The organism is Citromicrobium bathyomarinum, assembly GCF_038594605.1.
GTDB classification, from domain to species: Bacteria; Pseudomonadota; Alphaproteobacteria; order Sphingomonadales; family Sphingomonadaceae; genus Alteriqipengyuania; species Alteriqipengyuania bathyomarina_B.
The window spans coordinates 250204-274687 of record NZ_JBCFZM010000002.1 but is presented as its reverse complement, the minus strand read 5'-3'; the positions used below and the strand labels follow the sequence as shown (position 1 = coordinate 274687).

Annotated in this window: 27 protein-coding genes and 1 other RNA gene; 11 read left to right on the top strand and 17 right to left on the bottom strand. The window is 65.7% G+C overall.

What is annotated here, in order from left to right:
- Positions 1 to 23: 23 nt before the first annotated feature.
- Genes AAG612_RS08335 through AAG612_RS08310 form a run of 6 tightly spaced genes read right to left on the bottom strand, consistent with a single transcriptional unit; the run spans position 24 to position 4072 of the window.
- Positions 24 to 806 (bottom strand): SDR family oxidoreductase, encoded by a 783-nt coding sequence (locus AAG612_RS08335; RefSeq protein WP_342509178.1) that lies wholly within the window; start codon positions 804 to 806, stop codon positions 24 to 26.
- Complete coding sequence (locus AAG612_RS08330) at positions 791 to 1357, bottom strand: NUDIX hydrolase (RefSeq protein WP_342509177.1); 567 nt, start codon at positions 1355 to 1357, stop codon at positions 791 to 793. Before AAG612_RS08330 ends, AAG612_RS08335 begins: the two co-directional genes overlap by 16 nt.
- Before the next feature lie 9 nt (positions 1358 to 1366).
- Positions 1367 to 2038 carry a TPM domain-containing protein gene (locus tag AAG612_RS08325; protein ID WP_342509175.1) on the bottom strand — a complete coding sequence of 224 codons (672 nt, stop codon included), beginning with the start codon at positions 2036 to 2038 and terminating at the stop codon, positions 1367 to 1369.
- On the bottom strand, positions 2038 to 2865 hold the full coding sequence (locus AAG612_RS08320; RefSeq protein ID WP_342509173.1) for a TPM domain-containing protein: 828 nt from the start codon (positions 2863 to 2865) through the stop codon (positions 2038 to 2040). Before AAG612_RS08320 ends, AAG612_RS08325 begins: the two co-directional genes overlap by 1 nt.
- A complete protein-coding gene (locus tag AAG612_RS08315; RefSeq protein WP_342509171.1) occupies positions 2862 to 3401 on the bottom strand; it encodes a TPM domain-containing protein in 540 nt (179 codons plus the stop codon). The genes AAG612_RS08320 and AAG612_RS08315 overlap by 4 nt, the downstream gene beginning before the upstream one ends.
- Entirely contained in the window at positions 3398 to 4072 is a 675-nt protein-coding gene (locus AAG612_RS08310) for a LemA family protein (protein ID WP_342509169.1), read from the bottom strand. Before AAG612_RS08310 ends, AAG612_RS08315 begins: the two co-directional genes overlap by 4 nt.
- A 148-nt stretch (positions 4073 to 4220) precedes the next feature.
- On the opposite strand from AAG612_RS08310, the gene mscL reads away from it, so the two are divergent.
- From mscL to AAG612_RS08295, 3 genes are all read left to right on the top strand, one after another.
- Positions 4221 to 4685 carry a large conductance mechanosensitive channel protein MscL gene (gene mscL, locus AAG612_RS08305; RefSeq protein ID WP_342509166.1) on the top strand — a complete coding sequence of 155 codons (465 nt, stop codon included), beginning with the start codon at positions 4221 to 4223 and terminating at the stop codon, positions 4683 to 4685.
- A gap of 125 nt (positions 4686 to 4810) precedes the next feature.
- Positions 4811 to 5164, top strand: a transfer-messenger RNA (tmRNA) gene (gene ssrA / locus AAG612_RS08300).
- 221 nt (positions 5165 to 5385) lie between these two features.
- Complete coding sequence (locus AAG612_RS08295; protein ID WP_342509164.1) at positions 5386 to 5901, top strand: hypothetical protein; 516 nt, start codon at positions 5386 to 5388, stop codon at positions 5899 to 5901.
- A gap of 27 nt (positions 5902 to 5928) precedes the next feature.
- Here the strand turns inward: AAG612_RS08295 and AAG612_RS08290 are convergent, their stop codons facing one another.
- From AAG612_RS08290 to AAG612_RS08255, 8 genes are all read right to left on the bottom strand, one after another.
- Positions 5929 to 6165, bottom strand: a complete 237-nt coding sequence (locus tag AAG612_RS08290; protein WP_342509163.1) for a hypothetical protein — start codon at positions 6163 to 6165, stop codon at positions 5929 to 5931.
- A 123-nt stretch (positions 6166 to 6288) separates the two neighbouring features.
- On the bottom strand, positions 6289 to 7557 hold the full coding sequence (locus AAG612_RS08285) for an N-succinylarginine dihydrolase (RefSeq protein ID WP_342509161.1): 1269 nt from the start codon (positions 7555 to 7557) through the stop codon (positions 6289 to 6291).
- Positions 7558 to 7661: 104 nt separating this feature from the next.
- A complete protein-coding gene (locus AAG612_RS08280; protein WP_342509159.1) occupies positions 7662 to 8675 on the bottom strand; it encodes an arginine N-succinyltransferase in 1014 nt (337 codons plus the stop codon).
- Positions 8672 to 9883, bottom strand: coding sequence for a hydrolase (locus AAG612_RS08275; protein ID WP_342509157.1), 1212 nt, complete (start codon positions 9881 to 9883; stop codon positions 8672 to 8674). Before AAG612_RS08275 ends, AAG612_RS08280 begins: the two co-directional genes overlap by 4 nt.
- A gap of 42 nt (positions 9884 to 9925) precedes the next feature.
- Positions 9926 to 10750, bottom strand: a complete 825-nt coding sequence (gene rsmA, locus AAG612_RS08270) for a 16S rRNA (adenine(1518)-N(6)/adenine(1519)-N(6))-dimethyltransferase RsmA (RefSeq protein ID WP_342509156.1) — start codon at positions 10748 to 10750, stop codon at positions 9926 to 9928.
- A gap of 86 nt (positions 10751 to 10836) precedes the next feature.
- The gene (gene pdxA, locus AAG612_RS08265) at positions 10837 to 11862 is read right to left on the bottom strand and encodes a 4-hydroxythreonine-4-phosphate dehydrogenase PdxA (RefSeq protein ID WP_342509154.1); all 1026 of its coding nucleotides are present in this window, start codon (positions 11860 to 11862) and stop codon (positions 10837 to 10839) included.
- A gap of 4 nt (positions 11863 to 11866) precedes the next feature.
- Entirely contained in the window at positions 11867 to 13267 is a 1401-nt protein-coding gene (locus tag AAG612_RS08260; protein ID WP_342509152.1) for a peptidylprolyl isomerase, read from the bottom strand.
- Between the two features lie 167 nt (positions 13268 to 13434).
- On the bottom strand, positions 13435 to 15774 hold the full coding sequence (locus AAG612_RS08255; RefSeq protein ID WP_425341841.1) for an LPS-assembly protein LptD: 2340 nt from the start codon (positions 15772 to 15774) through the stop codon (positions 13435 to 13437).
- A gap of 164 nt (positions 15775 to 15938) precedes the next feature.
- On the opposite strand from AAG612_RS08255, the gene AAG612_RS08250 reads away from it, so the two are divergent.
- The 4 genes from AAG612_RS08250 (at position 15939) to ndk (ending at position 18539) form a co-directional block, all read left to right on the top strand.
- Positions 15939 to 17399, top strand: coding sequence for a leucyl aminopeptidase (locus AAG612_RS08250; RefSeq protein WP_342509147.1), 1461 nt, complete (start codon positions 15939 to 15941; stop codon positions 17397 to 17399).
- A 27-nt stretch (positions 17400 to 17426) separates the two neighbouring features.
- Positions 17427 to 17579: a DUF2256 domain-containing protein gene (locus tag AAG612_RS08245; RefSeq protein WP_425341851.1), complete on the top strand. Its 153-nt coding sequence runs from the start codon at positions 17427 to 17429 to the stop codon at positions 17577 to 17579.
- Positions 17576 to 18022: a DNA polymerase III subunit chi gene (locus AAG612_RS08240; protein ID WP_342509143.1), complete on the top strand. Its 447-nt coding sequence runs from the start codon at positions 17576 to 17578 to the stop codon at positions 18020 to 18022. Before AAG612_RS08245 ends, AAG612_RS08240 begins: the two co-directional genes overlap by 4 nt.
- A 94-nt stretch (positions 18023 to 18116) precedes the next feature.
- A complete protein-coding gene (gene ndk / locus AAG612_RS08235) occupies positions 18117 to 18539 on the top strand; it encodes a nucleoside-diphosphate kinase (protein WP_342509141.1) in 423 nt (140 codons plus the stop codon).
- 63 nt (positions 18540 to 18602) lie between these two features.
- Here ndk and AAG612_RS08230 read toward each other — a convergent pair whose 3' ends face one another.
- The 3 genes from AAG612_RS08230 to purM all read right to left on the bottom strand — a co-directional run bounded on the left by AAG612_RS08230 (position 18603) and on the right by purM (position 21375).
- Positions 18603 to 19217, bottom strand: coding sequence for a hypothetical protein (locus AAG612_RS08230; RefSeq protein ID WP_342509139.1), 615 nt, complete (start codon positions 19215 to 19217; stop codon positions 18603 to 18605).
- 90 nt (positions 19218 to 19307) lie between these two features.
- Positions 19308 to 20288: a phosphoribosylglycinamide formyltransferase gene (gene purN, locus AAG612_RS08225; RefSeq protein ID WP_342509137.1), complete on the bottom strand. Its 981-nt coding sequence runs from the start codon at positions 20286 to 20288 to the stop codon at positions 19308 to 19310.
- Positions 20278 to 21375 (bottom strand): phosphoribosylformylglycinamidine cyclo-ligase, encoded by a 1098-nt coding sequence (gene purM, locus AAG612_RS08220; RefSeq protein WP_342509135.1) that lies wholly within the window; start codon positions 21373 to 21375, stop codon positions 20278 to 20280. Before purM ends, purN begins: the two co-directional genes overlap by 11 nt.
- Before the next feature lie 71 nt (positions 21376 to 21446).
- On the opposite strand from purM, the gene AAG612_RS08215 reads away from it, so the two are divergent.
- Genes AAG612_RS08215 through AAG612_RS08200 form a run of 4 tightly spaced genes read left to right on the top strand, consistent with a single transcriptional unit; the run spans position 21447 to position 24476 of the window.
- Positions 21447 to 22727 (top strand): heavy-metal-associated domain-containing protein, encoded by a 1281-nt coding sequence (locus tag AAG612_RS08215; protein ID WP_342509134.1) that lies wholly within the window; start codon positions 21447 to 21449, stop codon positions 22725 to 22727.
- Positions 22728 to 22741: 14 nt separating this feature from the next.
- On the top strand, positions 22742 to 23365 hold the full coding sequence (locus tag AAG612_RS08210) for a P-loop NTPase family protein (protein WP_342509132.1): 624 nt from the start codon (positions 22742 to 22744) through the stop codon (positions 23363 to 23365).
- A 29-nt stretch (positions 23366 to 23394) separates the two neighbouring features.
- Complete coding sequence (gene epsC / locus AAG612_RS08205; protein ID WP_342509130.1) at positions 23395 to 24126, top strand: serine O-acetyltransferase EpsC; 732 nt, start codon at positions 23395 to 23397, stop codon at positions 24124 to 24126.
- On the top strand, positions 24123 to 24476 hold the full coding sequence (locus tag AAG612_RS08200; RefSeq protein ID WP_342509128.1) for a DUF2794 domain-containing protein: 354 nt from the start codon (positions 24123 to 24125) through the stop codon (positions 24474 to 24476). Before epsC ends, AAG612_RS08200 begins: the two co-directional genes overlap by 4 nt.
- The last annotated feature ends 8 nt before the right edge of the window (positions 24477 to 24484 follow it).

The following is a 24484-nucleotide window of genomic DNA, read 5'->3' as shown; positions in this document are numbered from 1 at the left end:
TCGCCCCCGCCGAAACTCTTCCCTCACATCGCGGAAATGCCGCCGTCGAGCCTCAGCTCCGCCGCGGTCATGAAGCTGCTCTCGTCGCTCGCCAGATAGAGCACGCCATTGGCGATTTCCTGCGGCTTGCCGACCCGCCCGAGCGGGATCTGCCGTGCCAGCTTGCCCATCACCACTTCCTTGTCGATCCCGGCATTCTTGCCGATCCCATCGAGAATGGGCGTATCGACGAATGTCGGGTGGACCGAGTTGCAGCGGATATTCCACCCCATCTTCGCACAATAGAGCGCCACCGACTTGGTCAGCATCCACACCGCCGCCTTGCTGGCGTTGTAGCCGGGCATCGTATCGCTCGCGATGAGCCCTGCGATCGAGCTGATATTGACGATCGAGCCGGGCTGATTGTCCTTCAGCAGCGGCAGCGCCTTCTGGCAGCCGAGGAACGGCCCATCGACATTGATCGCGAAGCCCGCGCGCCAGTCTTCCAGCGTGCAGGTCTCGATATTGCCGCGCACGCCGACGCCCGCATTATTGACCAGCACGCTCAGCCCGCCGAGCTTGTCCGCAGCCATCGCAATCGCCGCGTCCCACTGATCGGGATCGGTCACGTCGTGCGCCACGCCGAAGGCGGTGTCGGCGCCCAGCTCTTCATTGATCGCGCCGGCAGTCGCCTGCGCGCCCTCGCCGTTGATATCGGTGCACAGCACCCGCGCACCCTCGCGCGCCAGCGTGGTCGCTGCCTGCGCGCCAAGGCCCTGCGCCGCGCCCGTTATCAGCGCGAGCTTGCCCGCTACCCGTCCAGCCATCCGTTCTCTCCGATCTTTTGTGTCATCAGCAGCATTGCGATGCGCACGTCGATGCCGACGCCCGCCACGCGCTTCGCTTCTACGAATTGCGCGAGGTGTTTCAATGCGACGCGGTGGACGGTGATATCCTCGCCGTCGGTCCCGCCGCCTTCGCTTACTTTCGTCAGCCCCTCAGCTCGCAGCAGCGAGAAGCCTTCCGAGACCATGCCGGGGCTGGAGAAGAACTCCCCCAGATCGGTGATCTTTGCAGCTGTGTAGCCGGTTTCTTCCTCCAGCTCGCGGTGTGCTGCGGTGACGGCGCTCTCGTCGCTCGCGCCGTCGTCGTCGCCGACCAGTCCGGCGGGAATCTCGAGGCAGCGCCGGCCCAGCGGTACGCGATACTGCTCGACCAGCAGCACGTGACCTTCATCGATCGCAAGGATCGCGGCGGCGCGGATCCCACGCGAGCGGCCGGCATATTCCCAACGGCCGCGCTGCTTGGCGACGATGAAGTCACCCTGCCACTTGATCTCCTCCGGCGCGTTGGCGTCGGGTGGCTTACGGTCGGTCATGATGGGTTCTCAAATCTGGATGAGCCGGTCGGGCAGTTCGTTTTCGTCGTCATCGGCGCGGGGGAAGTGCTCGGACAGAATCTCGCCCACGTCGCGCACACCCGCAGCAATGCCGGCGCCCAGCTGCCCCTGCTTGATCTCGCGCAGCATGTCGACCATTGCCGCGCCCCACACTTCGGGATCGACCTTCTCGGCGATCGCGGAATCGGCGACGATCTGCGCGCGGTGTTCGCGCAAGGATACGAAGATCAAAACCCCGGTGCGACCATGCGTCCGGCGCTCCGCACCGACCTTGAAGTGCCGGATTGCGGCGTCTTCCACCCTCAGCGTCCTGACCTTGCCGGGCAGGATGGCGAAGCGCACCGCCGGGATCAGCGTGAGTGCGAAGGTGACGAGGAACAGCGCTATGCCGATCCCGCTGGCGAGGCCGAGCAGGCCCGAGGGCGTCCATTCGGTGTTCCACCCGCCCGAAAGCGCCTCGAACATCCCAAGCACCGGATCGGGGAAAAAGGCGAGCAGAACCAACGCGGTGAAGGCCACCAGCGCCGAAAGCGCTAGCGCCACATCGGTATAGCCGTCGCTTTCACTCGCGACGACAGTCACGATCTCGCCCGAGGTGGTGAGTTCGGCTGCCGCGACCGCATCGGTCACCGCCTTGTGATCTGCCTGGGTGATCTGCATTACCAGCCTCCGCTCGCGCCGCCGCCGCCGGACATCCCGCCGCCGAAGCCACCAAAGCCACCGCCGCCACCACCGCCGAAGCCTCCGCCGCCTCCGCCCCAGCCATCACCGTCGCCCGAATTGAGTGCGGCGTTGATCGCGGACCACAAAATCACGTCGCCGACCGCGCTGCCCGCGCCGTAGCGGCGCCGTCTGCGGCCCTTCTTGCCGCGCCCGAAGATGAAGGCAAAGCCGAAGATCAGCAGGATCCACACGATCGCGCCGCCCCAGGTCGCGGCGGTCCGTTCGCCCTTGCGGTCTGCCCGTGCCGCGGCCTCGGCCTCTTCGATTGCGCGGGCGGTTGCCGGGTCCATGTCGAGCGCTTCGATCATGCGACCCACGCCCGCCACGATACCGGCGGTGAACTCGCCCTGCTTGAAGGCAGGCGTGATCGTGTCGCGGATGATCCGGCCCGACATTGCATCGGTCAGCGTGGGGGTGGAGCCATAGCCGACCTCGATGCGCATCTTGCGATCGTCGCGTGCGATCAGGAGCAGCGCGCCCTCGTCGGTTTCCTCGCCGCCGATGCCCCAGGTTTCGTAGAGCTCGACCGCGTAGGTCTCGATCGTCTCGCCATCGAGGCTGGGCACGGTCGCGACGATCACCGAGCGTCCGGTTTCCTTGTTATAGGCGCGAAGCTGCCGATCGAGCTGCGCTTGCGCGGCATCGTCGATCATGTTCGCGCCGTCGTAAACCGGCCCGTCGGGGCGCGGCGGCAGATCCTGCGCGGCGGCAGGCAGCGCGATCAGCGCGAAAAGGAAAACGAGCAGGGTTCGGAGCAGGGTCAAGATGGGGTACTTTCAAGGCACAGCGGAGAATGGGGCGCGTCCGTGATCGCCGGGCCCACAGCAACGCGCTTCAATTCGTCCACTCCGGCAAACGTCGCCACGGCCAAGTCGCCCGAGCGATAGAGCGGTATCATGGTGTCCTCGATCACGCGGCTTGCAAGCAAATCTGTCACCACAGTCTCCAGACCGCACCCGACTTCGATACGAATCTGGCGTTCTGTCGGTGCGACGAGGACGAGGAGGCCGCGGCCCGCGATACCCCATTCGTTGAACGTGTCGAACGCCACTTTCTCTATCGTCTCGCCGTCGAGGGAGGAGTCGGTAACCACCACCAGCGCAACACCGGTTTCATTGAAGTAATCGGTCAGATCGCGTTCGAGGGCTGCCTCCTGTTCGGCACGAAAAATGTCGGCTTCATCCAGCACCGGCCCGTCCGGGCGCTGCGCTACATCGCTCGCCTCGGATGGCGGCGAACAGGCAGCCAGCAGCAGGGCGAGCAATGCGGCGAAACGGGCAGGCACGGGCCTGCCGATCAATTGTCGGTGCCGGTCGCGGCCTCATCCGCTGCGGAATTGTCGTTGGCGGGGGCTGCCGCACCATTGCCACCCGACAGGCCGCTCAAGTCGACATCGGGCGCATCCTCGGCACCCGCTTCGGCCTGGAAGCCCTGCATCGGCTCGGCACCGTAGATCACGTTGGCGGCGATGGTCGCGGGGAAGGTGCGGATCGTGGTGTTATAGTCCTGCACCGCCTCGTTGTAGCGGTTCCGGGCGACTTCGATGCGGTTCTCCGACCCTTCGAGCTGGTTCATCAGGTCGGCGAAACGCGCCTGGCTCTGCAGTTCGGGGTATTTCTCGACCGTCACCAGCAGGCGGCTGAGCGCGCCGCCGACCTGGCTCTGCGCCTGGTCGAACCGCTGGAGCGCGGCGGGATCGTTGAGGTCGTCGGTGGTCAGCTGCACCTGGCTGGCGCTGGCGCGCGCCTCGATCACCTGCGTCAGGATGTCCTGTTCGGACGAAGCGGCACCGCGCACCACTTCGACGAGGTTGGGGATCAGGTCCGCGCGGCGCTGGTACGCGCTCTGCACGTCGGCCCAGCGGGCCTTGGCCTCTTCCTCTGCCGTGGGGACCGAGTTGATGCCGCAGCCGCTCAGCGCGACGAGGCCGAGCGCGAGCAGGATCGAGCGGACGAAATTGCGGAACGCCATCGTGTTATCTCTCCGGAAAACTGGTGTATTGCCAATATACAACACGCATGCCGCAGCGCAAGGTTTGCTCGCGTGCGATCCGGGCGATTGTCTCCCGCAGGGTCTCATGCAAAGGAGCGCGCAGCAACAGGCAGGAGGGCAATCGCGCATGTTCAAGGAATTCAAGAAGTTCATCGCGCGCGGCAACGTGATCGATCTGGCGGTCGGCGTGGTCATCGGCGCGGCCTTCAGCGGGATCGTGACCCAGCTGACCGACGCAGTGCTGATGCCGGTGATCGGCTGGCTGTTCGGCGATATCGACTTTTCCAACTGGTTCCTGCTGCTGGGTGAGGTGCCGGAGGGCTATGAAGGCGCGCTGGATAATTATGCCGAGCTGAAGGAAGCCGGGGTAGCGATGATCGGCTACGGCGCGCTGATAACCGCGATCATCAACTTCCTGATCGTCGCCTTCGCGCTGTTCGTGCTGGTGCGCGGCGTGAACCGCGTGACCGAGGAAATGCAGCGCAAGCAGGCCGAGGTGGAAGACAGCTCGAAGAGCGACGAGGTGCCGACCGATCCACAGCTCGACGTGCTGAAGAAGATTTTGGCGGAATTGAAGGCGGATCGGGGGTAGAGCGACCCCCTTCGTCATTCCCGCGCAGGCGGGAACCCATCACCCGACGATGTGCGATTTCGGCGGCAGGAAGTGGGCCCCCGCCTGCGCGGGGGTGACGATGTTTGGAAAGTCCCGGTCCCCATCCACTTCACATTAAGCCGCAAGCGCCTATATAGGTCGGTGCCGGTTTCGACCGGCTATGGTGATAAACTGCGGTGTATAATAGACGCAATGGACCCGGGGGCAGTACCCGGCGGCTCCACCAAAAGGCCCGGTTCCCAAGCGAGAGGAGCGGGCTTCCTGATGGGGCCGAACTAGGATCGACATGCGTTGAAAAGCACCGTTTTTGCCCGGAATGAGCACTCCGTAAAAAGCTTATTTCACAAGTGCCAACGATAACGAAGCACTCGCTCTCGCTGCGTAATCTGACGGGCTAACGCCCTGATCTTACAAAGCTAAAGCGCGGTTGGACCCACCGGGCAACAGAAGCGGATTCCGGGGCTCCGGGGGTAGCTAGCAACAGAAACCCCCACCTCTTCGCTAGCTGGCGAGACCGCCTGTAGCCGCAATCGCGGAGGTCCTTCCGCGAAGAAAGCGACCCGGGAGCCTGGCATCGTAACCCCTCCCGCTCTGCCCGAACCGATCGCGCCGGTCGGCATGTTTGCATTTGGCGCCGACATGAATAGTCTTCCGCCAGACATCGATCTTGGGGGATGCAATGTTTTCTTCGCTCATCTTCGTGGCGGCAGCTGCCAGCGCACCGTCGGCGTCAAATGTCGGGTGGTATGTGAACGATAATACCGAAGCCGAATACTGTTACGCGAGGCGGTACGAACGTGGCGAACCGGCGTATGATTTGCGCGTCTCGCCCGACGGAGCGATGTCGCTGGTGATCGCCGTGGACGACCCGGCGACATGGAGCGACGGCCACAGCAGGATGACGGTTGGTTTCTACAGCGGCGTCAACAACTCCGATCCGATAATCGAATATACGGGCCGTCGGTTCGAAGGCAGGGATTATGTCGGGTACCAGTTGCGTGGTCCCGTCAAGGAGCGCTGGATCCAGAGCACAGTCACGACCGAATTTGCCAAAATCCTGGGCGAGTCTGCACGCATCCGGCTGAGCCACGGGGGCAAGCATTATTTCAGCTACCTGCTCGGCTCGCGGAGTGAAGCCGCCGCCAGCCAGCTCAATGCCTGCCTCGGGAAGATGCGACGGGGCGAAGAATTCTAGCCGGTTGGATCGCAGGCACCGCGCATCTTATTGCTGTGCCGCTTCCTTCTCGCCCCGCTCGTATTTCAGGCAATCGAGGATCTTCGCGCCCGCCAGGAACACTGCGCCGGTGGTGGCGAGGAACAGCAGCTTGCCGCCCCAGCCGGGATATTGATGAAGATAGTTTGCGCCGCGTGCGGTCGCGCCCAGCGCCAGCGCGTAGATGATCAGGAACGCCTCGAACCGGGTTTTGATGACAAACAGGCGGGCAATCTTGCGGAGCATCCATCATCCTTAACGCGCGTGGACTTCAGACGTCGCAAGGGCCGTGCCAGATGAGGATTGCCGCGACGTTTACTGGTTAACGAAAATGCCAGTGTAAGCCTGCCCGACAGCTTTGCCAGCGCGCTAAATCAACTGTGCCAGATCGAGCGCTTCCAGCAATTCCGCCCGCGCGGCCCGGACCCGATCCGCCAGTGCGTCCGTTCCGAGCTGTTCGGGCGCAATGCTTTCGGGCCAGGTCTGCGTGATCACCGTCTCGATCCGCTCCGCCTTGGCGTCGTCCAGCAGGAAGCGCGGATCGACCTTCGCCGGGTCGGCCACGACGCGCAGGCGCAGGCATGCGGGCCCGCCGCCATTGGCCATCGACTGGCGCACGTCGACCGGGATAACCTGGCGGACGGGGCCGTTGCCCGCGGTCATCTGCTCGCAGAAACGCCAGACGCTCGTCGATTCGCGGCATTCGCTCGGCACGACCAGCGCCATGGCGCCGTCGGGCAGGGTGACGAGTTGCGCGTTGAACAGGTAAGTGCGGATCGACTCTTCGAGACTCACCGCGCTCTCGGGCACTTCAACCAGTTCGAGCGCGGGGAAGGCCTCGCGGATCGCGGCGTAGCTTGCCGCTGGATCGGCAAAAGCGCGCGCGTGGCAGAACAGCACACGCTCGTTCGCCACCGCGACGACGTCGTTATGGAACGCGCCTGCCTCGATCGCTTCAGGGTTCTGTTCGATAAAGACGCATCGCTCGAAATCGAGACCGTGCCTGCGCGCGACAACGCGGCTTGCCTGTTCGTGCTGGCGTGCGGGAAACTTGCCGCCACCCGTTTCATGAGGGGCCTTGCCGTAGACGAACACTTCGATACCCGGCGCGCCATGGTTCTCGCACAGCCGCATATGGTTCGCCGCGCCCTCGTCGCCGAAAGTCGCTGGCACCGCATCATGCACCGCGAAATGCTCAGGATCGCCGAAGGCAATGTCGAGCTGGGCCTTGGTGTCCTGCCATTCCTGCGCGCGGTGGACCATCGTCACGAGGTTGGCGGGCGTCAGGTGGCAGCGTCCATCCTCGGTGTCGGGCGCGGGCGACACGGTCGCCGCATTGGCGGTCCACATGGCGGAGGCGGACCACGGCGCGGCGCGCAATGCGGGGTCTTCCGACCCGTCGAGCGCGAGCGCTTCCGCCAGATCGCGATTGGGACGCGGCAGCGGTAGCAGGAAGCCCTGCGTCAGCCCGCGTGCCATGTTCCCGCGCATCTTGGCGAGACCCTGCAAAGCGGCCTCGCGCGGGAAGCTGGTCTGCCCGCGATGGCTCGCGCTGGCGATATTGCCGAGACTGAGCCCGGCGTAGTTGTGCGAGGGGCCGATGATCCCGTCGAAATTGATTTCCTTGAGGTCGGTCACGAAGAACTCCGTTCGTGCTGAGCTTGTCGAAGCGCGGAGAAATAAGGCGGCGCTCCAGTTCTGTTCGCCCTTCGACAGGCTCAGGACGAACGGGTAGCGCTAGACTACTTCGGCACGCTCCACACCGTATCGCCTTCGGCCACCCGCAAAGTGTCAGCCCCCGCGGAGTCGATCGCGATGGTGTCGCCGTCGCACTCGCGCGCGCCGTAGCAGCAGCGGAAATCGGTCAGGTGGCCCGTCGCGAGCAGCGCGCGTTCCCCGCCGCCGAGCGCTGCATTGCCCAGCGTGAGGGGCTTTGCATCCGCCACGCTCACCACATTGTCGGTCCGCGCGAGCATGGTCGGCCCGCCGTCGAAAATGTCGACATAGCCTTCGTAGCGAAAGCCTTCCTTCTCCAGCATCCGCATCGCCGCGCGGCCGGTGGGATGCGGCAGGCCGATGACTTCGCGCGCATCGTCGTCGAGCATCGCGACATAGACCGGGTGCTTGGGCATCAGGTCGGCGATGAACTGGTTGCCGTTGATCGCGTTGAAATAGTCCGCCTCCTGAAAGGTCATCCCGAAAAAACGCCCTGCTACGCCATCCCAGAAGGGCGAGCCGCCGCGATCGTCGATGATCCCGCGCAGCTCCGCCAGCACACGCTCGGCAAAGCGCTGGCGATGCATCGCGATGAAAAGATAGCGACTGCGCGCAAGTAGCAGGCCGAGCCCGCCCGCGCGTTCGTTGGGGTGGAGGAACAGCCCGCCGACTTCGCTGCACCCTTCCAGATCGGTGACGAGATGGAGCAGCTCCGCGCGCACCGTGCGGTCCAGTTCCTGGCTGTACTGGGTCAGCGTGTTGAGCCGGTAAGAATAGAACGGCCAGCGCTGGCCGACCTGCGTCATCAGCTGGCATGTGCCGCGCACCGCGCCGGTTTCGGTATTCTCGAGCACCAGCACGAAGGTCTCGTCGACCAACTCGTCGCCTTTGTTGGCGAAGGCCTTGGCCGATGTCGCCAGCTTGCCCGCCAGCGCATCGCGGTCGGCAGGCAGATTGGTGAAGCCGCCGCCGGTCAGCTTCGCCATCTCGTAAAGATGCTCGAGGTCGTCCTCGCGCGAGGGGCGGATGATGAAGCTCACAGCACGTCCTCCGTGGCCAGTTCGTGCAGGACCATCGCCGCCAGTGCGGCACGTTCCTTCAGCGAAGGCGCGATCATGAATTCGTCCGGCGAGTGGATCTTGCCACCACGCACGCCCATCGTATCGACCACCGGCACGCCCGTGGCCGCGATATTATTGCCGTCGCACACGCCGCCGGTCGATTTCCAGTCGATATCCTGCCCCAGCTCCGCGCCGCATTCGCGCACCAGATCGAACAGCGTCTGTGCCTTGCGGTCGACCGGCTTGGGTGGGCGCGAGATGCCGCCGTGGATCGCGATATCGACCTCCTGGGCCTGCTTCACCTCGCCGATCAGCGCATGCATTTCCGCCTCGAAGCGCTCCGCCGCGGCAGGCTCCTTCGGGCGGATGTTGAAGCGCAGCACGGCATGGTCGGGCACGACATTATTCGCCGCGCCGCCGTCGATCTTGGCAGGGTTCACGCTGATATCCTCGCGCTGCAGTTCCTTGAGCCGCACCGCGAGGGTCGAAGCCGCGACGATGGCGTTGCGCCCGTCGAGCGGATTGCGCCCTGCATGGGCGGACTTGCCGGTGACGGTCAGGCTGTAATTGCCGCTGCCGCCACGCGCATGGGCGAGCGTGCCCTCGGGCGTCGCGGCCGGTTCGAAGGTCAGCGCGGCGTATTTGCCTTCAGCCAGCTGCTCGATCAGCGGTGCGGAGGAGAGCGAGCCGGTTTCCTCGTCGGCATTGATCATCACATCGTAGCCGACCTGCCGCCACGCCTCGATGCGTTCGAGCGCGCTCAGCGAAGCGAGGATGATCGCGAGGCCGCCCTTCATGTCCGCCGTGCCGGGGCCGTTGAGCACTTCGTCGTCGAGCCAGTTCAGCTCCTGAAACGGGTGATCGGCGGGGAAAACGGTGTCCATATGCCCGGTCAGGATGAAGCGCCGCTCCGCCTCGGGCCGCACGCGCAGGACGAAGTGCTTGCCGTTCTGGACAGCGGTTTCCTTGCCGTTCGCATCGACTGCGGTGACCGGCGCGGGCTCTTCCAGCGTGATGCTGCCAGGTAGCGCGGAGAAGGCTTCGCTCAGCTCCTCCGCCATCCGGCCTAGCCCTTCGAGATTGGCGGTGCCGGAGTTGATGCGTGCCCAGCGTTCGACCTGCGCGAGCATTGCCGCGCCGTCGATCGTGTTGATGGCCTGCTGGAGGGGCCCGGAAAGTCTGCTCATGGCCGCGGGCCTAGCGTGCGCGACGCGGCGGGCCAAGCCCGGTCAGGTGGGCAGCTTGCGCGCGACGGCGACGAATTCCGCGACGTCGAGCGTTTCTGCGCGGCGTTGCGGATCGATGCCGAGCGTCTCCAGCGCATCGAGCGCGCCGGGCACGCCCTTGAGGCTCTGGCGCAACATCTTGCGGCGCTGGCCGAAAGCGGCGGCGGTGATCGCCTCCAGCTTTGCGGCCACGACGCCTTCGGGCATGGCGGCTGGGGTCACGTGGACGATGGCGCTCATCACCTTGGGCGGCGGGGTGAAGGCGCTGCGGTGAACCTTCATCGCCAGTTTTGCGGTGCCGCGCCATTGGGCGAGCACCGCGAGCCGCCCGTAGGCGCTGCCACCGGGCTGCGCGACGATCCGCTGGGCGACCTCTTGCTGGAACATCAGTGTCAGCGACGTCCAGTTTGGCGGCCAGTCCTCACCCCCCATCCAGCGCGTGAACAGCGCGGTCCCGACGTTGTAGGGCAGGTTGGAGAGGATGGCGTAGGGCGTTCCATCGAACAGCAAGTCGTGATCGAGCTTGAGTGCATCGCCCTGGATTACGGTGAGCTGGCCGGGGAAGGCCTCGGCCAGTTCCGCCAGAGCAGGCAGGCAGCGGTGGTCCATCTCGATCGCGGTGACACGCGCTCCGGCGCGCAGCAGCGCGCGGGTCAGGCCGCCGGGGCCGGGGCCGACTTCGAGCACATTCCTGCCCGTCAGATCGCCCGGCACCGCCGCGATGCGGGCGAGAAGCTGCTCGTCGAACAGGAAGTTCTGGCCGAGCGCCTTGGACGCGCTGAGCCCGTGCGCCGCGATCACTTCGCGTAGAGGTGGGAGGTTTGTCACAAAGAACCGCTCGCCATGAGCCTGTCGAAGGGCCGTCCTTCAACTTCCAAGGTAGCGCTAGAAGACAATGCGATCCTTCGACAAGTTCAGGATGAGCAGGATTGGGAGGGGGCGGCTCTGCGAGCCGCGATTTCGCCCGCCATGCGGATGGCGGCGATCATCGCGTCGGGCCGGGCGATGCCCTTGCCTGCAATATCGAACGCGGTGCCGTGGTCGGGCGAGGTGCGCACGATCGGCAGGCCGAGCGTAACGTTCACACCCTCGTCGAAATCGAGCGCCTTGATCGGGACCAGCGCCTGATCGTGATACATCGCGATCGCGACATCGTAGCTGCCGCGCTTGTGCGGGGCGAACAGCGTGTCGGCCGGATGTGGCCCAGTGGCGTCGATCCCTTCGGCGCGCAGGGTGGCGATGGCGGGAGCGATGATGTCGATTTCTTCGCGCCCCATGCGGCCCTCCTCCCCTGCGTGCGGATTGAGCCCGGCGATGGCGATGCGGGGGTTTTCGATCCCGTAATCGCTGCGCAGCGCCCGGTGCACGATCCGGCTGCGCTGCACGATCAGGTCCTGCGAGAGACGTGCGGGCACATCGGCCAGCGCGCAATGCACGGTCATCGGCACCGTCCTGAGCGATGGCCCGGCGAGCATCATCACCGCATCTTCGCGCGCCATCGCGCAAGCATCGGCGAGGAACTCGGTCTGACCGACGAAGCCGGAATCTATTGTCGCAAGCTGCGCCTTGGCGACTGGTGCGGTCACTACCGCGCCCGCATGGCCTTCCTTCACTCGGTCGATCGCCAATTCGAGCGCGGCCAGCGCGAGCCGTGCGCCATCTTCGTCCGGGTGTCCGGGTGCGTAGCCCTGGCCCGCAAACCCGCCGACCACGGGCAAGGCATCGGGCCAGACGGCGTCCCACCCCCGTTTGTCCAGCTCGCTCACTTCGATGTCGAGCGAGCGACTGCGCGCCGCTTCGCGAATTAGCGCGACCGATCCGACCGCAACGAAGGGGGGCAGCCCGGCTTTGCGGCGCCGCGCAAAAGCTTCGGCGATAATCTCGGGCCCGACGCCCGCCGGGTCACCGATGGTAACGGCCAGCGGGAGGGGTGCGTTCACCGGATCAGTTATATTCGATGATGGCGTCTTGGCGCAGGTCGCGCAGGAACCGCTGCGCGCGCTTGCTGATCCGCTCGTTCTCGATCCCTTCCATGATCTGATCGAAATCCGGCTCGTTGACGGCTTCCGGATCGTCGCGGCCGCACAGCATCAGCACGCGGACACCGTCTTCGAACGATCCGAAGGGCGGGGTTGCCTGGCCGATCTGCAACTGCAGCAGTGCGGCCTGCATCTGTTCGGGAAGGTCGCGAACTGCGATCGAATCGTTGTTGACCACGCTTGCCCCGACCGTCTGGGCGACGCGCTCCGCATCGCCGCAGCCACGCATCGAGTTAACCGCATCCGAGAATGCCTGGACCTTCTGGTTGGCCGCCTCCTGGCTCGTGCCGCTCTCGAAGCTGATCGCGATCTGCTTGAGGCTGAGGGTCGCGTCGCGCGGGTCGGCAGTCAGTACCTGCTTCTTGTCGATCAGCAGCAGGATCACGAAGCCGCCCGGAATCGGGACCGGTCCGGCGACCTGACTCGGCGAAAGCTCGCGTGCGACCTCGGCCATCTGGTCGGGCAGGGTGGCGAGGCGAACATAGCCCAGATCGCCGCCGACCGCGGCAGTGGTCGATTCGGAGAACTGCCGGGCGTAGGCCTGGAAGTTGCCGCCGTCGCGGATCTGCTGAAGAATACTGTTCGCGTTCTGCTCAACCGTTGCAGCGGTTTCGGGGGTCGCGGAAAGATAGATTTCGGCGAGACGATATTCGTCCTGTCCGCGCGACATCTTGAGCCGCTCCATCGTGTCGTTCACCTCTTCGGAGGACACGTTGATGAATGGCGCGACATTGCGACGCAGCAGGTCTCGCCAAGCGATCTCGCCCGCGATCTGGCGCTTGAGCGTCGCGGGCGACGATCCGTTGCCGATCAGCCATGCGTCCATCTGGCGCGGGTTCTGCGGGAAGTTTTGCTTCGCGAGCGAGGAATAGCGCTCGTCAATCAGGGCAGGGTTAACGGGCATGTCCTGCGCTTCGGCGGCCTGGATCTGCAGCGTCTCGTCGATCAGGTTGCGCAGCACCTGCATCCTGAGTTGCTGCATTTCCTCGGCCGTGACCTGCGAGCGCTCCGACGCGGCGAGCACCAGTGCCACGCGGTGGTCGACATCGGTTCCGGTGATGACCGCGCCGTTCACCTTGGCGGTGGCGGTGCGCAGGTTGGGGTCCTGCTGTTCGAACATGACCACTTCTTCGGGAATGCCGAAGGGATCGCTTGCGGTGGAGCCCCGCTGCTCGTTCGACTCTTGCGCGGCCTGCGCCTGCTGCGCCTGCGCGGCGACCGGCAGGGTGACCATGGCGGTCGCCGCGAGGGCGCCCAGAGCGCTGCCTGCGCGGGAGGAGAACTTGCTGAAAATGCTGTCGTTCACGAATAAACCTGCTGTTAGCCAAAATTAGGCGGGCGCGGCTCAGCGCCACCATGTCCCCATCGGGGCGCAAGGCTGAACCTTTGCTGAGTTCGAAACGTGGCCTCTAGCGGGTGAGACCGCGTCTGCCAATGCGGCAGCGCCCGCGCGTCCGCGATTACCGGCCCCACCTATCCGCCAAGCCCGAGATTGAGCAGGCGGAAGGTCAGCTCGATCGTATCGCCGCGCAGGGCATCGCCCTGGCTCACGAAGTCGCGCCGCCAGGTCAGGCCCAGATCGATGCAGTCATCCTGATAGGCGATACCCAGCCGGGTGCGAATCGGCTGGAAGCCGTCGGCCTGCAAGCGCGGATCTTCGTCGCGATTGGTCATGTTGACCACTGCCGATCCGAAGGCGGACCAATAGTCGGCAAAGGCGATCCGTCCGGCCACGCGCAGCTCTTCGCGGTCGCCCAGCTCTTCGTTGGTCAGGGGAATATTCCGGTCGAGCCGTAGGTAGCCGATTTCGGCATAGGTTCGGCGCCCGCCGATGGTCGCGTCGATCTCGGTCCGGCGCGGCGTCAGGTCGTCCTTGTCGAAACGAAAGCGATAGGTGAACGAGATCATGTCCTTGTAGCGCACCCGCGCGCGGCCCACGATGTCGGAGAAGCGGTCGGCCAGTCCCGTCCCGTCGGGGAAGATGATCTGCTTGTCGTCGAGCCGGTAGGACTGGCCGACATTGGCCGAGACGCGCCAGTCGGGCCGGGTCATTTCCCAATCGACGCCGTAGGTCACCCGCGTTCCGTCCTCGAACCGGTCGTCGCCCGGGAAGCGGTTGAGCGAGAACAGGTTCACGTCTTCCAGATCGATCGCGCGCGAATCCTCGTTGGGGATCGCGGTGTTGCGGATCGGCGGGGTGGCGACGACCTGCAGGCGCGGCGTGAGCACCTGCGTACCGCCGAAAATGGGCCCGGCAAGCGGCCAAGACACGTCGAGCGCGGCGAGCCCGACGGTCCGCCCCTGCCAGCCATTCTCGCCCCGGTAACTCGCGATGTCGGTCTGCGCCGAATCGGCGGTGTGATAGACATCGCCGCGGGCAAGTGCGGTCAGCCGCACCACCTGGCCGAGCCCGGTGACCTTGCGCAGGTCCCATTGTGCGGAGGCGAGCGCGCGCTGCGTGTCCTGCCCCGCGTCGCGCGTGATCGCGAGGCTGTTGCCGCGCAACGTCACCGTACCGCCGAGCAGCGGTTCGTCGATCCGCCGGCGATAGTCGATCAGCGGCAGCGCAACGGGCACCTGGCCCTGCGACTGGTCGAGCCGCAGCGTCTGCGTGGCGAAGCCGGCGACCACGAAATAGCTGTCCGCGTCGATCCGTTCCAGCTCGGCGACGGTCCGCAGCCGGTCGTCGCGGCTGATATCGTAGCGGCGCAGGAAGGTGCGGTCGCTGGCGATCCGGGTGGAGCCGGTGAACTGCCAGTCCTCGCTCAGCTGGTAGCGTCCGTTGGCGGCGATGTAGCCGCGAAAGTCCTGCTCGCCCTGCGCTGTGCCGGTGAACGGATTTACCCGCCGGCTGCGGGTGACGTAGCCGGTCGCCTGGAAGGCCCCGTTGCTCGACAATTCGCGATAGGTCGCCCGCGCCATCGGCAGGACATCGGTGAAGACATGCGCGCCCAGCTGCAGATCGCGGTTTTCCGCCAGCCGCCAATAATAGGAGCCGCTGACCTCGCCGCCATTGGACCCGGAGATGCGGACCGAGGGCACGAGAAAGCCCGAACTGGGGCCGCCGTCGGTGCGCAATTCGAGCGTGGGAAGCGGCACGAGGCGCTGGCCGAACAGCGAGAAATAGCCGTCCTCGAAACGCACCTTGTTGGCATCGGGATCGTAGACGACCCGCTCTGCCGTGATCTTCCAGCTGGGGCTCTTCGGGCAGCCATCGGGCGTCGTCACCGCGCAGCCCGAATAGGCGCCGCGGATCAGCGCAATGCGCCCGTCTCCGCCGCGCTCGCCGCGTTCGGCCGCCAGCCTGCCACCTTCGCGCAGCACCAGGAGCAGGTCTTCGAGCGCGCCGGTTTCGAAGGTGTCGGTCAGCTCCAGCTCGCTCGCATAGAGCTGGTTGCCGTCGCCATCGACGTAGCGGACATTGCCGCTCGCATCGATGCGCCCCGCCGGGCGATCCCAGCGGACGAGGTCTGCCCGGACCGAGCGGTCGCCCTCGCTCAGCAGCACATTGCCGCGCGCGATCACGATGTCCGGGCCCGATTCATATTCGAGCGTATCGGCCTCGAAGGCGATCTCGCGATCCTCACCGGGGGGCGGGGCCTCGCCTTCGACATAGTCGCTGACGGCTTCCTCGATGTCGTCCTGTTCCGCATCGTTCGCAGGGGGCGCAGTATCCGGCGCGGTATCCTGCGCATTGGCCGGGGCCGCCAGGGCCATACTCGTCAGAGCCGCAAGCGCGACTCCTGTCATCGCATGCCCCAAAAGAAACGCGCGATTCGCGGTTGGCACAGTGGAACGGATCGTCGGGCGCATCGCTTGCCTATTGCACTCAGGCTGCCTAATCGCAATCGCACTTGGCAGGCCGCGCAAACGCGCCCGCCCATGGGACGCTGCGTGTGACTTCGCCGCCACGGGCACGCCGGTGCAGCAGGGCGTTTCGGCCCACCGCAATTTTATACTCGAAGGATTCCCCCGACATGCAATTCACCTTCGCCGACACCCTCCCCGCCGATGCCGCGCTGATCGCCACGATCGCCGACAAGGACAGCCTGCCCGACGGTATCGAGCCGGTGCTTGCCGAAGGCGCCAAGCGCGGCCGTTTCAAGGGCAGCGCGGGCCAGCTGGTCGACGCTTTCGTGGAGCGCGATGGCAAGGTGGTGCGCGTGGCGCTGGCTGGTGCGGGCGATGCCAAAGCGAAGGATCGCACCGCGAACCTCGAGAAGGCGGGCGGCGCGCTGGCCGCGAAATTCCTGACCTCGGGCGAAACGCAGATCGTGCTCGACCTCACCGGTTCGAACCTGTCGGCAGGCGATGCTGCCGCAGTCATGCTCGGCCTGCGGCTGCGCGCATGGCGGTGGGACGAATATCGTACGACGCAGAAGGATGCCGAGAAGGTTTCGCTCAAGAGCGCTGTGATCGTCGGCGCACCCGATGGCATGGAACAGGCCTGGGCCGAGGCGAGCGCGCTGGCCGACGGGGTCGAGTTCACCAAGGAACTGATCACGCTGCCCGCCAATGTCCTCTACCCCGAGAGCTTCGTGGAGCGGTGCCGCAAGGCACTGGGCGGCACGGGGATCGAGATCGTCGTGCTCGACGATGCGGAGATGGAAAAGCTCGGTATGGGCGCGTTGCTCGGCGTGGGCCAGGGCTCCGAACGCCCCTCGCGCATTCTCGCCATGAAGTGGAACGGCGGCGAAAGCGGCGCCAAGCCCACGCTGCTGGTCGGCAAGGGCGTCACCTTCGACAGCGGTGGTATCTCGATCAAGCCCGGCGCGGGCATGGAAGACATGAAATGGGACATGGGCGGCGCAGGCGCGGTCGCGGGTGCGATGGTCGCGCTTTCCAAGCGCAAGGCCAAGGCGAACGTGATCGGCGTGTGCGGTCTGGTCGAGAACATGCCCGACGGCAACGCCCAGCGCCCCGGCGACGTGGTCAAGACCATGAGCGGCCAGACGGTCGAGGTGATCAACACCGACGCCGAAGGGCGGCTGGTGCTGTGCGACGCGCTGCACTGGGCGCAGGAAGAGTTCCAGCCCGCTGCGGTGATCGATCTCGCCACGCTGACCGGCGCGATGCTGATCGCGCTGGGCAACGAACAGGCCGGGCTTTTCTCCAACGACGATACGCTGGCGGACAACCTTTCGGCAGCGGGCGCGACCAGCGGCGACAAGGTGTGGCGCATGCCGATCGGCCCCGCCTACGACAAGCTGATCGATTCGCCGATTGCCGACATGAAGAACGTCGGCCCGCGCGAGGCCGGTTCGATTACCGCCGCACAGTTCCTCCAGCGCTTCATCAAGAAGGGCACGCCGTGGGCGCACCTCGACATTGCCGGGATGGCATGGTCGAACAAGCCCGGCACGACCTACGGCAAGGGCGCGACCGGATACGGCGTGCGGCTGCTCGACCAGTATGTGCGCGACGTGCTCGAAGGCTGATCGGCGTAGGGACTGACCGTGCCACGGATGCGCAAGAAGGGCGACCTGCCGAGCAAGATCTGCGCGGCCTGCGGGTTGCCCTTCGCCTGGCGCAAGAAGTGGGAGCGGGATTGGGACAGCGTGAAATACTGCTCGGAGCGGTGCCGCCGGTCGTCCAAATCGGCTAGCTCACCTTCATGAAAGTCGATTTCTGGCTCCTCTCCCGCGATCCGGCGGAGCGCGTGGTGGCGATGATCGCCGAGAGGCTGCTCGCCGAAGGCGCGCGCGCGCTGGTGGTCAGCGATGATGCCGCGCAGCGCGAGGGCATCTCGAAGGCGCTATGGGAGGCCAAGCCGCAGGCGTTTCTTGCCAATGGCGAAGCGGGCGGGGCGCATGATGCGCACCAGCCGATCCTCGTGTCTGAAAGCTGCGAGCCCGCCAATGGAGCAAGTGCGTGCATTCTCGCGGACGGGCGCTGGCGTAGCGAAACGCTGGAGAGAGATCGCTTCGAACGTGCGTTCCTGCTCTTCGGCGAGGACGGGCGCGACGCCGCCCGCTCGGCATGGCGCGAAGTGAGCGCGAAGGACGGTCTTGAGCGCAGCTTCTACGAACAGCGCGAGGGGCGCTGGGTGAAGGTCGCCTGAGGGGCGCAGCAGCGGTCGCACCTTGCCGTCTTCGCGCAAACTGCTAATTGCGCGCGCAACGCATTTTCCCCCTGACAATACGAAGGATATCACCATGGCGGTTACCCGCACCTTTTCGATCATCAAGCCCGACGCCACCCGCCGCAACCTGACCGGCGCGGTCACCAAGATGCTGGAAGAGGCCGGCCTGCGCGTCGTCGCGTCCAAGCGCATCCACATGAGCGAAGACCAGGCCAAGAAGTTCTACGAAGTCCACGCCGAACGCCCGTTCTACGGCGAACTGGTCGACTTCATGACCAGCGGTCCGGTGGTCGTGCAGGTCCTCGAAGGTGAAGACGCCGTGAAGCGCAACCGCGACGTGATGGGCGCAACCAACCCCGCCGACGCCGAAGAAGGCACGATCCGCAAGGCCTTCGCCGAATCGATCGAAGCCAACTCGGTGCACGGTTCGGACAGCGACGAAAACGCCGCGACCGAAATCGCGTTCTTCTTCAGCGACGACGAGATTGTTGGCTGATCTTCGGTCCGACCGATGAGAAAGAGAGGGCTCCGGAGCGATCCGGAGCCCTTTTTCGTATAGCTATTGACGAGGGTGATCGGACAGTGGGCGCGAAGCCTGTCGCGACAATGGACGAGCAGCTCCCGATTGCCGGCGTCGCTCGAATGTCATCCCCCTTGCGCCCGTATCGGTCGCGACGATCGTAAAATGGTCGTGCGCACCTCGCGGAGATCTGACGGTGATACCGCCGAATACATAATCGCCTACTTGCACCGGGAATGGGCGCACCCGTTCGCTCCATATCCCATCCAGCTGTAGGGCCGCCCAGCTGCGTTCCTCCAAGGTGCTCCGTGGGGCCGCTATTTCCATGAGCCGTTCGAGGAAGGCGCGCCTGTCCGATGTCTTTGCATAGGCCTTGCTGGTGGGGCTGTTGATGCCCAGCTCGCGCAGCGCGCCATCACTGTTCAAATAATACGTCGCGAAACGCTCGCCTGACGGAAGATCATAGCGGACTTCGGTCTGGCCTTTTCGCGATGGAGCCGATGCCTGCCCGGATGACCGCGCGTTCTCGTGGATGGCGAAGTGGCCGCGGGCGGTTTCGACCAGGGCTTTGGCAGTTTCGCCATCAGCCGTCGCATCCCCGAGATTTGCGGGAGAGACCAGAAGGAAACCGATCGCGAGGAGCCGGAAGAGCATGACACTGCGTATCCACCTTTTCTTCGCGCAAGCAATCCGAAAAGCTGGAGACCGGGCTGGGTGGGCCCCGAAGGCACCCGGCACGTTAGCCTAAATCCCGCCTTGGAACTCCTCCGCCGCATCCATCAGCTTGGTCAGCCGCTTTGGCGCAACGCTGCGCCAGCTCCGCTCCAGCCAGTGCTCGACCTGATCCCAGTCGCAGTCGGGCCGGTTGAGCGCGATGCCGACCCAGCCGCTTGCGTGGTAATAGGCGGGGCGGAAGAACACCTCGGGATCGCGTTCGACGAGATCGGCGAGTTCGTCCTGCCCGCTGGTCTTGGCAAGCACAGCGATCTGCTCCGCGCCGTGGTGGCGATCGGCGAAATGGGCGAAGAACTTGCCGCTCTTGCCTGCGATCTTGAAGGCGGGGGAGCCGTGGCTCGCCTGTTCCTCGGCCTCGGGCAGCGCCAGCGCGAGGGCGCGCACTCGCCCTAGCAGGTACTCTGGGTCGTTGCCGCGCGAGACGTAGTCGCCCAGCACGCGCGGGTAGAGCTGGTGTTCGGCGAGCTTTACGCGGTGCGCCAGCGTTTCGGGCGTGTCGCCCCCCATCACCGCCACCTGCGCCTGCCCAAGCACTTCGCCGCCATCGAGTTCGGTCGTGACGAGGTGGACCGACGCTCCGACCATCTCGTCGCCCGCCTCCAGCGCGCGGGCGTGTGGATCGAGGCCCTTGTACTTGGGCAGGAGCGAGGGGTGGATATTGAGCATCCGGCCTTCCCAGCGCTGCACCATCTCATCCGACAGCACGCGCATATAGCCCGCGAGCGCGACATATTGCGCGCCCGACTTGCGGATCGCTGCGTCCATCGCGGCGTCATGCTCGGCGCGCTTGAGCCCCTTGTGAGAGAGCGCGAAGGTGGGAATGCCTTCGGACTCGGCGAGCGACAGGCCGCCCGCGTGGGGATCGTTGCTGGCGACCAGCACGATCTCGTAAGGCGCGCCGACCTGGCTGGCATAGAGCAGCGCGGCCATATTGCTGCCCGCGCCCGAGATCAGCACCGCGACCTTTGCGCGGGGCTGCTCAGTGATCATGCTCTGCAACCCAGTCGCTCTGCGCCGACCACAGACCGGCAGTGCCGTCTACGTCGCACCCGCGTGTGCCTTCGACCACTTCGCCGATCGGGAAGACGGTTTCGCCCGCTTCCTGCAACCTGTTCGTCACCGCCTCGGCATTCTCCTGCGTCACCATCAGCACCATGCCGATGCCGCAATTAAAGGTGCGGGCCAGTTCGGCAGGCTCGATATGGCCCTGCGCCTGCAGGAACGACATCAGCCGTGGCAGCGGCCAGCGCGAGGCATGCACTTTTGCGCGGGCACCGCCGGGCAGCGCGCGGGGGATGTTTTCGAGGAGTCCTCCGCCCGTGATATGGGCCAGAGCGTCGATTAGGCCATCGCGGATCAGCGGCAGCAGGCTGCTCACATAGATGCGCGTGGGCTCCATCAGGTGGTCGATCAGCAGCTTGTCCTGATCGAACAGGGCGGGGCGATCCATCTTCCAGCCCTTGTCCTCGGCCAGCCTGCGCACGAGCGAGAAGCCGTTCGAGTGCACGCCCGAGCTGGCGAGGCCAAGCAGCGCGTGGCCGGGCGCAACCTTGTCACCCGTTAGCTGTGCCCCGCGCTCCACCGCGCCGACGCAGAAGCCTGCAAGGTCGTAATCTCCGGGCGCGTACATCCCCGGCATCTCCGCGGTTTCGCCGCCGATCAGCGCGCAGCCGGCCTGCTTGCAGCCATCCGCGATCCCGGCGATCACCCGCTCGGCCACGCCGCTCTCCAGCGCACCGGTAGCGAAATAGTCGAGGAAGAAAAGCGGCTCGGCACCCTGAACGATCAGGTCGTTGACGCACATCGCGACCAGATCGATGCCGACGGTGTCGTGCCGGTCGTGGTCGATCGCGAGCTTGAGCTTGGTGCCCACGCCGTCATTCGCCGCGACCAGCAGCGGGTCGGTAAACCCGGCGGCCCTGGGATCGAAGAAGGCACCGAATCCGCCCAGCTCTGCATCGGCGCCGGGCCGAGCGGTCGCGCGCACCAGCGGGCCGATTGCCTTGACCAGCGCATTGCCCGCCGCAATCGAAACGCCTGCGCCTTCGTAGGTGTAGCTTGTCTCTTTCTCGCTCATCGCGGGCCGTCTTACGCTTTCGCGCTTGGAAATCCATCGTCACTTGGGCAAAAGGCCCGCGAGTTTCCCCGATGACCCTGCCCAGTCTCCCCTTCCCGCGGATCGCCGTCGCCCTCATCGCCCTGCTCGGCGGGCTCGCCATGCTGTATGCGGGCTGGGCCAATGCGCAGGTGGAGGGGGATCGCGGCATCGCTCCGCTGATGGTCAGCACCGACATCAATGTCGGCGGGATTGAGATCAACGTGACCGGTGATAATGCCGAGGAAGCCCGCCAGAAGGGTTGGCGCGAAGCCCAGCGCATGGCGTGGGAGAAGCTGGGCGGGCCCGATCTGTCCGACAGCCAGTTGCAGGGCCTCGTCTCCGCCATCGTGATCCAGCAGGAGGAAACGGGCCCCAGGCGCTACGTCGCCACGCTCGGCGTCGCGTTCGATCGTCAGCGCGCGAGCGGCTATCTCGGCAGTTCGGGGGAGACCCGGCGCTCGGCCCCGATGCTGGTGCTGCCGGTGACGGTGAGCGGCGGGACCGATCTGATGTACCAGCAGGTCAATCCGTGGCAGCGCGCCTGGGCCGAATATCAGCCGGGCGCGAGCCGGATCGACTATGTCCGCCCCTCGGGCGCGGGCGGCGAATCGCTGCTGCTGACCTATGGCCAGACCGGCCGCCGCAGCCGCAACTGGTGGGCGACCATTATCGACCAGTTCGGCGCCGCCGACGTACTCGTGCCCATCGCCCGCCTCGATTATTCGTATCCCGGCGGGCCGATCGTGGGCAGCTTCACCGCGCGGCACGGGCCGGACAACGAATATCTGGGCAGCTTCACCATGCGCGCCGATTCGCCGCGCCAGCTGAATGCGATGCTCGAACGTGCGGTCGCCCGCTTCGACGAGATGTTCGTCGAAGCGCTCGCGGCAGGCACGATCCGGCCCGACCCGACGCTGGACCGCGCAGGCGGCATGGTCGATGCAGACATTGCCAGGTTGATTGCGCAGAGCCGTGCCATCCTCGCGCGGGCGGAAGCCGCCCGCAATCGCCCGACGCTGACCGAGGAAGAGGCGAGCGTCGCCGATGCCAACGCTGCGCAGGCCGGTGCCGCCGAAGGCGGCGAGGGCGCGAGCGTGATCAACCTGTTCGTCAACGTGCCGACGCCCGATGCCGCCGCCTTCGACGCCGCGCTTGCGACGGTGCGCGGCACGCCCGGCGTGCGCGGCGCCTCGGTTTCGAGCACCGCGATCGGCGGGACTTCGGTGCTGAGCGTGAGCTACGCGGGGACGGTCGACGATCTGATCGGGGCGCTGGCGCAGGGCGGCTACAATGTTCAGCGCGCGGGCAACAATCTGACCATCAGTCGCTAGGGCGCGGACGCTCGATGGGTCGTCCCGCATCTCAGATCGCGCTCCCGCTCCCTCCCGCGCGGGAGGGCGACCCTGCGAGCATCGTGATCGGCACCGCCAATGCGGGCGTGGTCGAGGCATTGCGCGATCCGCAGCGCTGGCCCTTCGGGACGGCGATCCTGCGGGGCCCCGCGCGCTCGGGAAAGTCGCTGCTCGGCCGCTGGTTCGGCCTCGCAGGACTTGGCGAAACGATCGATCCGGCGGACGCGATGGACGAAACCGCGCTGTTCCATCGCTGGAATCGCGCGCAAGAGATCGGCACGCCACTGCTGCTGATCCCCGCCGCGGCACCGTGGGAGATTGCGCTGCCCGATCTCGCCTCGCGGCTGGGTGCTGCGCTGCCTCTGGAAATCGGGGCGCCCGACGATGCGATGATGCGCGATCTGATTGCCAGTCATGCGGAACGGCGCGGGCTGGTAATGGGCGAAGATGCACTTAACTACGTGGTGCCGCGAATGACGCGCAGTTTTGCGGCGGCCGAAGCTTTTGTCGCCGCGCTGGACCGTCTCGCTTTGGAACGACAGATGCGGCCCACGCGTAACCTTTGTCGCGATGCGCTCGAATCGCTCGAAGGCCCGGCGCAAGCCCGCTTGCTTTAGGCGGGGAACGGTGAAACACTTATGAGACGATGTTCGTGGGTCTGATCGACTATCTCGATTCCGTGAAAAAGCGGGATCCGGCGCCAAGATCGCGCTGGGAAGTGCTGCTCTATCCCGGCGTGCTGGCGCTCGGTCTGCATCGCGTGGCACACTGGCTGTTCGAGGCGCGGCTCTACTTCCTCGCGCGCTTCGTGAACCACTTCTCGCGCTTCCTTACGGGGATAGACATCCACCCTGGCGCGACGATCGGCAAATATTTCTTCATCGACCATGGGTTCACCGTGATCGGCGAAACCGCCCAGATCGGCGACTGGGTGACGATCTACCAGTGCGTGACGCTTGGCGGGACAAACCCGACGAACGGCAAGGCGGGCAAGCGCCATCCGACTATCAACGACTACGCCATCATCGGTTCGGGCGCGCAGGTGATCGGCCCGATCACGGTCGGCGAGCGCGCGCGGATCGGGGCCAATGCCGTAGTGACCGACGATGTGCCCCACGGCGCGACGATGATCGGGATGAAGGCCCGCTCCACCCTCATGCCCGCCGAGGAATGGCTGCGCGAATTCATTCCCTACGGCACCCCGTGCGACGAACCTTGCGAGGATCAGGTGACCGGCGCACGCCGCCGGACTGATGCGTTGGCCGAAGAGGTCGTGGCGCTTCGTGCAGAGATCGAGGCGCTCAAGGCCGAGCGCGCGCGCGGCGACGATCGCTCGCCCGAAGATGGCCCGCGCCGCAGCGGAACGGGTAGCCAATGAGCGCGCCTGCCGGCGGCACGATCCTCTCCTTTCCCGGTGCGCGGCCCTCGCAGGTCGGTTTCGCGCGGGAGGAACTGATGCGCATCCTCGATCTGTATGGCCGGATGGTCGCGGCGGGCCAGTGGCGCGACTACGCGATGAATTTCGAGCGCGACGCTGCCAGCTTCGCGGCCTTCCGCCGCGCGGCGGAGCGCCCGCAGGCGCGGCTGGAAAAGCGCCCGGCGCTGCGCAACAAGCAGGGCATGTGGACGCTGTTCGGCGAACATGGCCAGGTTCTGAAGCGGGGGCACGATCTCGCCGGTGTGCTCGCCCCACTGGAGCGGCGGCTGGTCAAGGCGATCGACGACTGAGCTGTTGT

What these genes read in the sequence shown, in the direction of transcription:
- AAG612_RS08200 (WP_342509128.1), top strand. Translation starts at nt 24,123, where the DNA reads ATGAGCGCGCCTGCCGGCGGCACGATCCTCTCCTTTCCCGGTGCGCGG.
- AAG612_RS08325 (WP_342509175.1), bottom strand. Translation starts at nt 2,038, where the DNA reads ATGCAGATCACCCAGGCAGATCACAAGGCGGTGACCGATGCGGTCGCG.
- AAG612_RS08335 (WP_342509178.1), bottom strand. Translation starts at nt 806, where the DNA reads ATGGCTGGACGGGTAGCGGGCAAGCTCGCGCTGATAACGGGCGCGGCG.
- ndk (WP_342509141.1), top strand. Translation starts at nt 18,117, where the DNA reads ATGGCGGTTACCCGCACCTTTTCGATCATCAAGCCCGACGCCACCCGC.
- purN (WP_342509137.1), bottom strand. Translation starts at nt 20,288, where the DNA reads ATGATCACTGAGCAGCCCCGCGCAAAGGTCGCGGTGCTGATCTCGGGC.
- AAG612_RS08310 (WP_342509169.1), bottom strand. Translation starts at nt 4,072, where the DNA reads ATGGCGTTCCGCAATTTCGTCCGCTCGATCCTGCTCGCGCTCGGCCTC.
- AAG612_RS08290 (WP_342509163.1), bottom strand. Translation starts at nt 6,165, where the DNA reads ATGCTCCGCAAGATTGCCCGCCTGTTTGTCATCAAAACCCGGTTCGAG.
- AAG612_RS08215 (WP_342509134.1), top strand. Translation starts at nt 21,447, where the DNA reads ATGACCCTGCCCAGTCTCCCCTTCCCGCGGATCGCCGTCGCCCTCATC.
- mscL (WP_342509166.1), top strand. Translation starts at nt 4,221, where the DNA reads ATGTTCAAGGAATTCAAGAAGTTCATCGCGCGCGGCAACGTGATCGAT.
- AAG612_RS08330 (WP_342509177.1), bottom strand. Translation starts at nt 1,357, where the DNA reads ATGACCGACCGTAAGCCACCCGACGCCAACGCGCCGGAGGAGATCAAG.
- purM (WP_342509135.1), bottom strand. Translation starts at nt 21,375, where the DNA reads ATGAGCGAGAAAGAGACAAGCTACACCTACGAAGGCGCAGGCGTTTCG.
- AAG612_RS08210 (WP_342509132.1), top strand. Translation starts at nt 22,742, where the DNA reads ATGGGTCGTCCCGCATCTCAGATCGCGCTCCCGCTCCCTCCCGCGCGG.
- epsC (WP_342509130.1), top strand. Translation starts at nt 23,395, where the DNA reads ATGTTCGTGGGTCTGATCGACTATCTCGATTCCGTGAAAAAGCGGGAT.
- AAG612_RS08245 (WP_425341851.1), top strand. Translation starts at nt 17,427, where the DNA reads ATGCGCAAGAAGGGCGACCTGCCGAGCAAGATCTGCGCGGCCTGCGGG.
- AAG612_RS08240 (WP_342509143.1), top strand. Translation starts at nt 17,576, where the DNA reads ATGAAAGTCGATTTCTGGCTCCTCTCCCGCGATCCGGCGGAGCGCGTG.
- AAG612_RS08250 (WP_342509147.1), top strand. Translation starts at nt 15,939, where the DNA reads ATGCAATTCACCTTCGCCGACACCCTCCCCGCCGATGCCGCGCTGATC.
- AAG612_RS08275 (WP_342509157.1), bottom strand. Translation starts at nt 9,883, where the DNA reads ATGAGCAGACTTTCCGGGCCCCTCCAGCAGGCCATCAACACGATCGAC.
- AAG612_RS08230 (WP_342509139.1), bottom strand. Translation starts at nt 19,217, where the DNA reads ATGCTCTTCCGGCTCCTCGCGATCGGTTTCCTTCTGGTCTCTCCCGCA.
- AAG612_RS08295 (WP_342509164.1), top strand. Translation starts at nt 5,386, where the DNA reads ATGTTTTCTTCGCTCATCTTCGTGGCGGCAGCTGCCAGCGCACCGTCG.
- AAG612_RS08255 (WP_425341841.1), bottom strand. Translation starts at nt 15,774, where the DNA reads ATGCGCCCGACGATCCGTTCCACTGTGCCAACCGCGAATCGCGCGTTT.